At 42.8% G+C, this 12206-nt stretch carries 11 protein-coding genes; 5 read left to right on the forward strand and 6 right to left on the reverse strand.

All coding sequences use genetic code 11. The features are described 5' to 3' along the window. Window positions 1-2: 2 nt before the first annotated feature. From cueR to zipA, 5 genes are all read right to left on the reverse strand, one after another. Entirely contained in the window at window positions 3-410 is a 408-nt protein-coding gene (gene cueR, locus PL85_RS14395; RefSeq protein WP_115339627.1) for a Cu(I)-responsive transcriptional regulator, read from the reverse strand. Window positions 411-476: 66 nt separating this feature from the next. After that, window positions 477-1280 (reverse strand): hypothetical protein, encoded by an 804-nt coding sequence (locus tag PL85_RS14400; RefSeq protein ID WP_029388306.1) that lies wholly within the window; start codon window positions 1278-1280, stop codon window positions 477-479. 75 nt (window positions 1281-1355) lie between these two features. Continuing rightward, the gene (gene chiP, locus PL85_RS14405; protein ID WP_064624780.1) at window positions 1356-2399 is read right to left on the reverse strand and encodes a chitoporin; all 1044 of its coding nucleotides are present in this window, start codon (window positions 2397-2399) and stop codon (window positions 1356-1358) included. A 505-nt stretch (window positions 2400-2904) separates the two neighbouring features. Further along, entirely contained in the window at window positions 2905-4920 is a 2016-nt protein-coding gene (gene ligA, locus PL85_RS14410) for an NAD-dependent DNA ligase LigA (RefSeq protein WP_115339626.1), read from the reverse strand. 60 nt (window positions 4921-4980) lie between these two features. Continuing rightward, on the reverse strand, window positions 4981-5805 hold the full coding sequence (gene zipA / locus PL85_RS14415) for a cell division protein ZipA (protein WP_115339625.1): 825 nt from the start codon (window positions 5803-5805) through the stop codon (window positions 4981-4983). A 230-nt stretch (window positions 5806-6035) separates the two neighbouring features. Here zipA and cysZ point away from each other — a divergent pair, with 230 nt between their 5' ends. The 5 genes from cysZ (at window position 6036) to crr (ending at window position 10950) form a co-directional block, all read left to right on the forward strand. Continuing rightward, window positions 6036-6788, forward strand: coding sequence for a sulfate transporter CysZ (gene cysZ / locus PL85_RS14420; RefSeq protein WP_115339624.1), 753 nt, complete (start codon window positions 6036-6038; stop codon window positions 6786-6788). 157 nt (window positions 6789-6945) lie between these two features. Beyond that, a complete protein-coding gene (gene cysK / locus PL85_RS14425; protein ID WP_013857323.1) occupies window positions 6946-7914 on the forward strand; it encodes a cysteine synthase A in 969 nt (322 codons plus the stop codon). A gap of 298 nt (window positions 7915-8212) precedes the next feature. After that, complete coding sequence (locus PL85_RS14430) at window positions 8213-8470, forward strand: HPr family phosphocarrier protein (protein WP_026027491.1); 258 nt, start codon at window positions 8213-8215, stop codon at window positions 8468-8470. Window positions 8471-8609: 139 nt separating this feature from the next. Then, window positions 8610-10334: a phosphoenolpyruvate-protein phosphotransferase PtsI gene (gene ptsI, locus PL85_RS14435; RefSeq protein WP_088721041.1), complete on the forward strand. Its 1725-nt coding sequence runs from the start codon at window positions 8610-8612 to the stop codon at window positions 10332-10334. A 106-nt stretch (window positions 10335-10440) separates the two neighbouring features. After that, the gene (gene crr / locus PL85_RS14440; protein ID WP_010317358.1) at window positions 10441-10950 is read left to right on the forward strand and encodes a PTS glucose transporter subunit IIA; all 510 of its coding nucleotides are present in this window, start codon (window positions 10441-10443) and stop codon (window positions 10948-10950) included. Window positions 10951-11029: 79 nt separating this feature from the next. Here crr and PL85_RS14445 read toward each other — a convergent pair whose 3' ends face one another. Then, window positions 11030-12181 (reverse strand): 2-octaprenyl-3-methyl-6-methoxy-1,4-benzoquinol hydroxylase, encoded by a 1152-nt coding sequence (locus PL85_RS14445; protein ID WP_017049487.1) that lies wholly within the window; start codon window positions 12179-12181, stop codon window positions 11030-11032. Window positions 12182-12206 lie beyond the last annotated feature (25 nt).

Consider the following 12206-nt stretch of genomic DNA (forward strand, 5'->3'; position numbering starts at 1 on the left):
TTTCATGCGGTTTCCCTGCAACACTGCCCCTTCAAATTATCTATGATTGGGCATTCACTACCACCGTCGCCTGGACATTCGGTAATCCACTCTTCTAGTTGCAACTTAATCAATGAAAGCTCTGCCAGCTTCTGTGATACTTGTTTCAACTTCTCTTGCGCTTTCTCTTTGACTGCAAAACTGGTCCGGGACGGATCGTTGGCAAGGGCGAGTAAGGATTTACATTCCTCTAAACTAAAACCAACGCGCTTGCATCGTGCAATAAGTAAAAGATCATCAATATGCGCTTGTTGATAATGACGGTAACCATTCTCTGAACGAAGGGGCGGCGATATCAGCCCCTTCTCTTCATAAAGACGAATGGACTTAGCAGTAAGTGCTGTTAACTGAGAAACTTGGCTAATATTCATAGTAAGCGTAATACTTAAAAGGCATGATTTAACCATGCCTTTTATAACGATAAATCGCAAGCTTGATTATTGATTTAGTAACCAGCTCAGAATCTGAGACTTCTCAGCTTTATTCGCTTTCTCATACCAGTACCCTAGCATATCTAATGGCTTATTTTCTGCCGTCAGAGGTTGGCTAATGTTATCTCGATTACTAAATGCCCAGTTTTCAAATATTTTCCGATCGTTAACATCAGCTTCAGTAAACCAATATTGAACCATTTCAATAGGTTTAGTCGCTTGCTCTTGCACTGAGTGAGTGATACTGGAAGGTATCGTTGAACTGCCTAAGGTGAAATTCGCCTCGTCAATCACGGCTAAGAAGTAGGCTTTAGGCACCGAAAATTCTACTTGGCTTTTGCCTGTTGATGAAGTCAGCGTAAACACAACCGAATCCGAGCTCAGCTGATGAATATATTCTTGAGATAATGGAAACTTAAACCATTGCGTCGTCGTACAATGCTCGGTACAAGTCTCAGCCAATGGACGATATGTTTCTACTTGAAACTTCTGTGATGAGTAAGTAACTGTGTCAAATTGGTCATAATTTTTAAAATAAGTAACATTCATATCAACATATGAATATTCAATATTTACCCCTTCAGATTTAGGGAAATTACCGACATAGCTTAGCTCAGATTTTACAATATCAGGTCCTAAAATTGCCTTAGCTCCTGGTGTAATGTCTTTTGCTACAACTTGAACATAGTTGTGCCTTTCTTTGACATTCTTCGCCACATCATTGAACACACTAGAACTGTCTAAATTACTGCATCCAACGGCCATTGTGATGGTTGAAAATAATATGGTCGTTTTAAATAAATTCATCATTTATGTCCTTGTTTATGGAGTAAAAACACCGGCACAAGGCCGGCGTTTTATTAAAGAAAGGCGAGGTTTGTCAAATTAGAAGCCGTATTCCAAGCCTACACGTACAAATCCTTTCTTATCATCAGAGTTGTATGCATCGTGCTGACCAACACGAATGTATGGCACGAAACCATTTTTCACGTACATCAGCTGTGCAGACAATACTTCATCATCATCATTTTGCTCTACACCGTTCACTTCAGAATCAAGGTTAGCTGCATAGCCTACTTTGAAGCCCCATGGACCATTCCAGTATTGGCCGATCAGAGAGTATTGACCTTGCTCACCTTCTTTACCAGCATTGCTATAGTGTTTAGAAACACCTTCCGTATACTTATAAGCCCCTGCTAAGCCAAAGCCTGCTGGCAGTGGAAGTTCAAAACCTACGATATACGCTGTTGCGTCAGCAGCAGCTTTAATATCATCTTTTTTGTCTTCTGTTAAAGTTAATTGGTATTTTGAGTTATTTTCGTAACCGACATGGAAAGTTACGATATCAGCTGCATTATAGTGAACAGCTGCACCAAAGTGATTTGAACCTTTAGTGCCTACATCACCACGACCAGCAGAAATGTTAAATGTTAGACCACCGAAGGCTGGTGAGTCGTAGCGAGCAATATCACCTTTACGATCATAATGGCCTGCAACATCGCCACCCCAATCGAATACACGACCTAAACCTGGGTTAGAGTATGGCCAGTCAACGATTTCATATAGAGGGGTTAGCATACGACCAAAACGAATTTTACCCCAATCTCCTTGCAAACCAAGAAAAGTATCACGGGCACCTAAAGTGTTACCTTTACCATCTTCGCCAACATAACCTGATTCAATTTGCATAAATACGTTCACATTATCAAACATATCTTTGCTAGCACGGAAACCTATGCGTGATTCATTTTCATAATCGTAGCCATTACTATCTTCTTGATAAAAAGCAGAAATAGCAGCAACACCGTACGCTTGCACGTTAAAATCAGACAGCACACCAATTGCACCTGTTTCAGACGCTGCGAATGCACCAGTTGACGCTATAGCAACTGCAGCGCCTAAAAGAGTACGTTTAAACATTTTGTCCATGGAAAAACTCCTAAAAAATAGATATAGCTGTTTTTTACTTCCCCCTTAAGTTGGCCGCCGAAGGGAGAAATCATTTCCTATGTTGAAAACCTAAATTAGTCATTAATTTTCTGATTTTCTCTTTTCCTGCATACACATCGTGTATCCATGTTCACTAGACTAACTTCGCAACAGAAAACATCAATGAGAACTTAATTTTTATCTAAAAAAATATGAGCTACGGCAAACTTTGACCAAGTAAGTGATCAAGATCTAATAAGTCATAAAACAAAATATAAAAACAAAAAACTCATTAATTTTCAAAACGATAAAAAAACAATTACACTAATAGCTTGAAGTGCATCGCAATAATAAATTGAAAGAGAGTAAAGTTCTTCTTGATTAGCATCGAAGAAAATGAGGGCTTTTTTTCTAATTACTGGACATTTTAATGTGGCGGTTTGAGATAAAAATAAAGCCTCAAAATTAATTTTGAGGCTTTATGAAGGAAGGGATGCTTAAAAAATTAGCTTTTCATTAACTCAAGCAAATCTTGTTCGCTGCGAATTTCGATCCCTAGTTCTTGCGCTTTTACTAATTTTGAACCGGCCGCTTCTCCGGCAAATAGTATATCGGTGTTTTTAGAGACGCTTCCCGTTACTTTTGCGCCAAGCTCTTGTAGCGCCGCTTTCGCATCACTTCTAGAGAGTTTCGACAAGCTCCCCGTCAAAACCACCACTTTACCAAGTAAAGGGAGAATCGCATCTTGGCTCGGCTTTTCGATATTAGGCCACTGGATACCGAGTTCGATCAATTCATTAATCACCCGTTTGTTTTTATCTTGCTCAAAAAAAGATGTGACATGACTCGCAACGATAACTCCAACATCTTGAACTTCAAGTAGTTCTTCATGGGTCGCTTGGCGAATTTTGTCTAATGACCCGAAATGGAGCGCAAGATTCGCCGCCGTCGCTTCCCCGACTTCACGTATGCCCAATGAATACAAAAAACGGGGTAATGTGGTCATTTTGGCGGCATTCAGTGCATTAACGATATTTTGTGCTGATTTTGGTCCCATACGCTCTAACACCGTTAGCTGCCCTGCTTTTAGACGGAAGAGATCCGCGGGCGTGCTCACCATCTCTTTATCAACAAGCTGCTCAATCACTTTTTCGCCTAAACCATCCACGTCTAACGCTTTGCGAGAGACAAAGTGCTTTAATGCTTCTTTGCGCTGAGCTTGACACACTAACCCCCCTGTACAACGGGCGACAGCTTCACCTTCAACACGCTCAATGTCAGAGTTGCACACCGGGCAGTACTGCGGGAAAACAATATCGACCACTGTATCAGAGCGTCTGTCTAACAACACAGAAACAATCTGTGGGATAACATCGCCTGCTCGACGAATAATAACGCTATCACCAATTTTCACGCCTAGGCGCTCAATTTCATCAGCGTTGTGTAATGTCGCATTGCTGACGGTGACTCCCCCCACAAATACAGGTTCTAACTTCGCAACAGGTGTAATAGCCCCGGTACGGCCCACTTGAAATTCAACATCGTTCAGGAGCGTTATTTCTTCTTGGGCGGGAAATTTATAAGCAATCGCCCAGCGAGGCGCCCGCGCGACAAAACCGAGCTTTTGTTGCAGTTCAATATCATCAACTTTAATCACCACGCCATCAATCTCATACGCGAGTTGGGCGCGACGAGTTAAGATACTTTGGTAGTACTCTTTCACTTCATCCATTGAAGAGACTAGACGTGTTTCAGGGCACATCGGCAGCCCCCACCCTTTTAACTGCAAAAAGCGCTGATAATGACTGCTTGCTAACTCAGCGCCTTCAATCACACCAACACTGTAAGCATAAAAATTCAACGGCCTTTGAGCTGTGATTTTTGAGTCGAGCTGTCTCAAGCTCCCTGCGGCCGCATTTCTTGGGTTAACAAAGGTTTTTTCACCTTTTTTGAGTGCTTGTTGGTTCAATCGCTCAAAACCGGCTTTAGGCATGAACACTTCACCACGAACTTCTAAACGAACGGGCCACTCTTTTCCCTGTAACTTCAGTGGAATAGCACTGATCGTTCGCACGTTTTCCGTAATATTTTCACCGACCGCGCCATCCCCACGCGTGGCGGCTTGTACTAACACACCATTATCGTAAAGCAAACTCACGGCTAAACCATCAAGCTTAGGTTCGCAGCAAAAAGCGTTAAAGTGGGCACTCGGTATCCGGTCTTGCATCCTCTTGTGAAAGGCATCAAGCTCTTTCTCATCAAACACATTATCTAAAGAGAGCATTGGAATTTCATGAGTCACCTGAGCAAAACCCTCTAAAGGCTTACCTCCAACACGCAAGCTGGGTGAATCCGCTGTGACTAACTCCGGATACTGCGATTCCAACTCAAGCAGCTCACGCATCAAACGATCATACTCAGCGTCAGGAATTTCAGGGTTATCTTCTACATAATAACGTACAGCATGATAATGCAGCGTCTCACGAAGTTGGCTTAATTTGTGTTCTATTGTTTGCATCATAATTCTCTCGGATCATGAAAAAAGGCTCCGACTAGGAGCCCTTAATGGTCGATGTTTATTCTACGCGTTGCGTGCGCTTTTAAACTCTTGGATTTGGCGTCGGTAGGCAGCCAATCGATCTGGCGTCATTAAATTACGCGCATCATCCAATACATTACCACCTAAATCATCGGCGATTTGCTGAGCGGTTTTAAGCATTAATTTGAAATTTTGATCAGGCTCGCCGTAGCAAGGCAGTGTCATGAAGAATGAGATACCGCGAGTAGTAAACTCCGCAGGATCATGATGTGCCAATGTACCGGGTTGCATCATGTTAGCAACACTAAACAGCACTTTCCCAGTACCTGACAGATCGGCATGCCGGTGGAAAATATCCATCTCACCATAAAGAAGGCCGTTTTGCTGCATACTGTCAAAAAGCTTAGTGCCGACAAAGGGATCATTTCCCGCACAATGCACATTCAGCACAATTACTTCCATTTCGGCTTCTTGAACGTCGGATTTTTGATTATCGTCAGCAATGACATCATCTTGTTCACTGAGAGTTGGGGATTCGGTTTTCATCGATATTGAGGGAACATCATCGAGTTCATCAAGCACATTTTCAGGTTCAAAGCTTGGTGAATAACCGTCAATGAGAGGGTCAACCGCTTCACTAAAATCTGGCTCTTTGCGTACTTTGCGAATAATTTCGAAATCATCTTCCGGAGCAAATGAACGCTGGGTCGCAGATTGTGTATCATCGTGAACAACATCAATTTTACCAAGAGGCTTATCCTCAAACTTGGACTTCCCTTCTTTCTTACTGGTCCAAAGACCATGAAATAGCAACGCGGCTATCGCTAGCGCGCCAACAATTATGAGTACGAATCGCAATTCCTGCATGTTTCACTCTCAGTTTCTCGATGCATGGTTATTCTCAGCTTTACCAGCTTGAATTGAACGTGTCACCAACGTGGGTTATATCGGTCTATCGGGGTACTTTACCAAAAGTTTGTACCGATTTAGAACAACTTAATGTGAGAAGTTCAATACATGATGTGATTTTCACCACGCTTTTCTTCTTCGGCAGGTTGAGTAGAATAGCTTTTTAGCATTGATTAACAGATATTCACATGGATAACGGTATGACACTTAAGCAACGTTCAGGTTTTGGATACTTCTTTTTTGGTCTAGAGCTAGCACTCACCCCCGGCATTCGACGCTTTGTGATTCTGCCATTACTCATCAACATCATTCTCGTCGGCAGCGCTCTTTTTTACTTATTCAATCATCTCAATACGTGGATAGAACAGCTTATTGGTCAAATCCCTGATTTTTTATCTTGGCTAAGTTACGTTTTATGGCCATTGCTCGCGATCACTATCTTAGCCACGTTCTCCTATTTCTTCAGTACACTGGCTAACTTCATCGCTGCACCATTTAATGGGCTACTCGCAGAAAAAGTGGAAGAAAGATTAATTGGCGATCCAATCAACAGCGATGGCATCTGGTCTATGGTCAAAGACATCCCACGTATCCTCGCAAGAGAGTGGCGAAAATTAATCTATACCTTACCCAAAGCAATCGGTTTGTTCTTATTGCTCCTAATTCCTGCCTTAGGACAAACCTTAGGCCCTTTGCTGTGGTTTATTTTCACTGCATGGATGTTAGCCATCCAATACTGTGACTACCCATTTGACAACCACAAAGTGAGCTTTAACCAGATGAGACACAATTTGAAACAAAAACAGACCAAGGCGTATAGCTTTGGTGTTTTAGTGTCGATTTTTACCACCATACCCATTGTTAACTTAATCGTCATGCCGGTTGCTGTATGTGGTGCAACAGCCATGTGGGTTGGTGAATTTAAAAACAAACTGCAGTGATGGTGCGAGGGAGATTCAACCTGCATATCCCTCTATAAGTTATAACTTTTTAATCCTTTTACGTTTTAAGGTTAACACCTATTCTGCACCTGTATCCACTCACGTGTCTTATCACACAACCAGACACGCATAACGTGTGTAATAAAGGAATATCGCAATGAGCAAAATTTACGAAGACAACTCTCTGACTATTGGTAACACTCCTCTTGTTCGCTTAAACAAAGTCAGCAAAGGTAAGGTACTGGCGAAAATTGAAGCGCGCAACCCAAGCTTTAGCGTGAAGTGCCGTATCGGTGCCAACATGATTTGGGAAGCAGAAAAAGCTGGCACACTGAAACCTGGCGTTGAACTTGTAGAGCCAACCAGCGGTAACACAGGTGTTGCTCTTGCGTTTGTTGCAGCAGCTCGTGGTTATAAGTTGACGCTTACTATGCCTGAATCAATGAGTTTAGAGCGCCGTAAACTGCTTAAAGCTTTAGGAGCCAACCTTGAACTCACCGAAGCGGCGAAAGGCATGAAAGGCGCAATTGCTAAAGCAGAAGAAATTGTTGCCAGCAACCCTGAAAAATACTTGTTGTTGCAGCAATTCAATAACCCAGCCAACCCACAGATCCACGAAAAAACAACAGGGCCGGAAATCTGGGATGCAACTGATGGTGAGATTGACGTGTTCGTTGCAGGTGTCGGAACCGGTGGTACTTTAACGGGCACAAGCCGCTACATTAAGGGCCAAAAAGGCAAGGCTATCATCTCAGTTGCGGTTGAACCTGCGGAGTCGCCAGTCATTGCTCAAGCACTTGCTGGGGATGAAATTAAACCTGCACCACACAAAATCCAAGGTATAGGAGCGGGATTTATTCCTGGCAACCTCGATTTATCCCTCATTGATCGTGTTGAAGCCGTCACTTCAGAAGAAGCGATTGAAATGGCAAGACGCCTCATGGAAGAGGAAGGAATCTTGGCTGGAATTTCATCAGGCGCAGCGATTGTAGCCGCGAATAGATTAGCAGAACTACCTGAATTTGAAGGAAAAACAATTGTAGCGGTATTACCAAGCTCAGGTGAGCGTTATCTGAGCACCGCACTATTTTCTGGCCTATTTACCGAGAAAGAGAACCAACAGTAATAGGTGGTTAAATCAAATTTTCGTTTAAAAAAGCCCCATGCAGGGGCTTTTTTGTTGATCCTTGCCTCACCTTTGGTAATATCACCTCGTTTTATTTTAAGCTTCAAAATAAAGAAGTCAGAAACGTATTAACTATAATGACGAATGACAACATAGATTGAAATCGTGATTATGAAATTTAAATCAGTATCAGCTATGACACTAAAACAGCGTTACTCTGCTAGCAGAACCGTTGATTAGCAGTTAAGCTGTTCTGGTGAAGAAACTAACAAAAAATAAATCAATTGGGGTATATAACATGTACGAGAAGCAAGTAGAAATCACTGCAGAAAATGGCCTTCACACTCGTCCTGCTGCGCAGTTCGTTAAAGAAGCAAAAGTATTCGATGCAGACATCACAGTGACTTCTAACGGCAAAAGCGCAAGTGCTAAGAGCCTATTCAAACTTCAAACTCTTGGCCTAGTAAAAGGTACCGTTGTGACTATTTCTGCTGAAGGCCCTCAAGCTAAGCAAGCGGTAGATCACCTAGTTGCTCTCATGGACCAACTACATTAATCCGGTCCACTATTTTCAAAGCCATTTTGTGAAAACAAAATGGCTTTGTTGGAAATAGTCTACATTTTGAGCTACTAATTACCGTTAGCGCAATAGTCCACATTCTCCCGTTTACAGTTGACCAATTTAAGGTAACGCTATGATTTCAGGCATCCTAGCATCTCCAGGCATTGCTTTTGGTAAAGCACTGCTACTTCAAGAAGATGAAATTGTCCTAAATACTCACTCTATTTCAGATGACCAAGTAGAAGCAGAAGTTCAGTGTTTTTATAACGCTCGTAACAAATCTTCTGCTCAGCTAGAAGTGATCAAACAAAAAGCACTTGAAACATTTGGTGAAGAAAAAGAAGCCATCTTTGAAGGCCACATCATGTTGCTTGAAGATGAAGAGCTAGAAGAAGAAATTTTAGCACTCATCAAAAATGACAAAATGCATGCAGACAACGCGATCTATACCGTGATCGAAGAGCAGGCTGCTGCCCTAGAATCTCTTGATGATGAATATCTAAAAGAACGCGCGACAGACATCCGCGATATCGGTACGCGCTTTGTTAAAAATGCTCTCGGCATCAATATCGTTTCACTGAGTGATATTAACGAACAAGTAATTCTTGTTGCTTATGATTTAACGCCTTCTGAAACTGCACAAATCAATCTTGATTACGTGCTGGGTTTTGCTTGTGATATCGGTGGTCGTACATCTCATACTTCAATCATGGCACGTTCACTTGAGCTTCCAGCGATTGTTGGTACTAACGACATCACGAAGAAAGTAAAGAATGGCGACATGCTTGTTCTTGACGCCATGAACAACAAAATCATCATTAATCCTTCAGAAGCACAGCTTGAAGAAGCGAAAAAAATTCGTGATGATTTTGCTGCGGAAAAAGAAGAGCTCGCAAAACTAAAAGACCTACCTGCTATCACACTCGATGGCCACCAAGTTGAAGTATGCGGTAACATCGGCACAGTAAAAGACTGCGATGGTATTTTACGCAACGGTGGTGAAGGCGTTGGCTTATATCGTACTGAATTTTTATTCATGGACCGCAGCGCGCTACCAACTGAAGATGAGCAATACCAAGCGTATAAAGATGTTGCAGAAGCGATGAGTGGTGAAGCGGTGATTATCCGTACCATGGATATCGGTGGTGATAAAGATCTTCCGTACATGGATCTACCAAAAGAGATGAACCCATTCTTGGGCTGGCGCGCGATTCGCATCAGCTTAGACCGTCGTGACATCTTACGAGATCAGCTTCGTGGCATTCTGCGTGCATCTGCGCATGGTAAACTGCGTATTATGTTCCCGATGATCATCTCTGTAGAAGAAATTCGTGAGCTTAAAAACGCCATTGAAGAATACAAAGAAGAACTTCGCACTGAAGGCTTAGCGTTCGATGAAAATATCGAAATCGGCGTTATGGTTGAAACACCTGCGGCAGCGGCAATTGCGCACCACTTGGCAAAAGAAGTGTCATTTTTCTCTATCGGTACCAATGATTTAACCCAATACACTCTTGCGGTTGACCGTGGTAACGAAATGATTTCACACCTGTATAACCCACTTTCTCCAGCGGTTTTAACCGTGATTAAACAAGTGATTGATGCCTCACACGCTGAAGGTAAATGGACGGGTATGTGTGGCGAGTTAGCGGGTGATGAACGTGCAACGCTACTTCTACTTGGTATGGGACTCGATGAATTCTCTATGAGTGGTATCTCTATCCCTAAAGTGAAGAAAGTGATCCGCAACTCAAACTTCGCCGAAGTTAAAGCTATGGCAGAAGAAGCACTCTCTTTCCCAACCGCAGCTGAAATCGAAGCTTGTGTGGAAAAATTCATCGCAGAGAAAACGCAATAATTCGCTAATACCAATGAGATAGACGACTAAAAATAGGTCGTCTATTGTTGGCGATTGGTATACTATAATTCGACAGAATAAAATTAAACGTTAGGAGCATGACACAATGGGTCTGTTTGATAAACTTAAGAAGCTAGTATCTGACGACAGCTCAGATGCAGGTGCGATTGAAATTATTGCCCCTCTTTCTGGTGAAATCGTCAATATCGAAGATGTGCCAGATGTTGTTTTCGCTGAGAAAATTGTTGGTGATGGTATTGCGATTAAACCATCAGGCAACAAAATGGTAGCTCCAGTTAACGGCACTATCGGTAAGATTTTCGAAACTAACCATGCGTTTTCAATCGAGTCTGATGACGGTGTTGAGTTATTCGTTCACTTTGGTATCGACACAGTTGAGCTAAAAGGTGAAGGTTTTACTCGTATCGCTCAAGAAGGCCAAGCGGTTAAAGCAGGCGATACTGTTATCGAATTCGACCTAGCGCTTCTTGAAGAGAAAGCAAAATCAACACTAACACCTGTTGTTATCTCTAACATGGACGAAATCAAAGAGCTGAACAAGCTTTCTGGCACCGTCGTTGTTGGTGAAACACCGGTTCTACGTGTAACTAAGTAATTCGTTAAAATTTTTATTACGTAAAAAACGCTGCTGATCTGCAGCGTTTTTTGTTTCTACAAAAACAGCTCAAATCGCACTACAAACCTAACGCGTATTTCAACAGTTTTTCCTTCACTGGGCCTGAATGTTCGGCCAACTTCAATACCGCGTTGCGCACCAACTTTGCTGGCAAAACCTCGTTGCTGAACGTTTTATAAAACAGATCCATTCCTGATTGCATCACTAAGTTATCCGGCCTTCTGCATGTTTCATAATTCCGTAATTGCGCTTGTGTTAAAGCTTCTTGATTTTGTGTCACAGCTAATAACGCTTTTACATCTTTAAACCCTAAATTCACCCCTTGCCCAGCCAGAGGGTTAATCGTGTGTGCTGAATCGCCAACCAAAACACATTGCCGTTTCGCATATGTCTGAGCATGACGACGAGTGAGGGGAAATGCCCCACACTGCAACACGTTAATATCGCCTAGTTCCTCAGGAAAAGAGGCCAACACTTGCTCCCTTAACTGCTGCTTGTTCATCGCACACAATTGGCGAATTCGTTTTGGTGAGTCATACCATACCAAAGAAGCTTGATTACCCGGCAAAGGAAGAAACGAGCGCGGGCCGGATGGAAAAAATTGCTGCCAAGTAATATCTTGCTGAGGTTGATGAGTTTCGACATTGATCAACATGCAATGGTGTCGATAATCCCACGCGGTAATACCAATTCCCGCCAGCTGCCGCACAAGAGAATTTGCACCATCCGCACCAATCACCCAAGTTGCAGTAAGAGTTGCGCCTGACTCTAAAAGCACGCTATTTTGTTGACCAAACACAATGTGCTTGAGCTTATCAGGACAAAAAACCTGCAAATTCGGATAGTGCACAAATTGCCCCCACAATCCGATCTGAATAAGACGATTTTCGACCATATAACCCAGCTGAGGGAGGCCCAGTGCATCGCTATGAAAACGAGTACGGCACTCTGGGTGCTCCCAGGTTTCTAGGCGGCGATAAGGGCAAACACGCATTTGCATAATTTCATCCCATGCGCCTAAGTCAGTAAGTAACTGAACCGAAGTTTGCGAAATGGCAGAAACGCGCAGATCCATTGCTTGGTCTATTGTAAATGCTTCAGGCTCTATACCTTCGACCATAGCAACCGTGCGACCTTGCTTAGCAAAGCCTATAGCCACTGCCGCCCCAACCATGCCACCGCCAATCACCACCACGTCAAAATTGTTCATTGTTTACACTTAATCGTCTGAGTTT

Source organism: Vibrio anguillarum (assembly GCF_001989995.2).
GTDB classification, from domain to species: domain Bacteria; phylum Pseudomonadota; class Gammaproteobacteria; order Enterobacterales; family Vibrionaceae; genus Vibrio; species Vibrio anguillarum.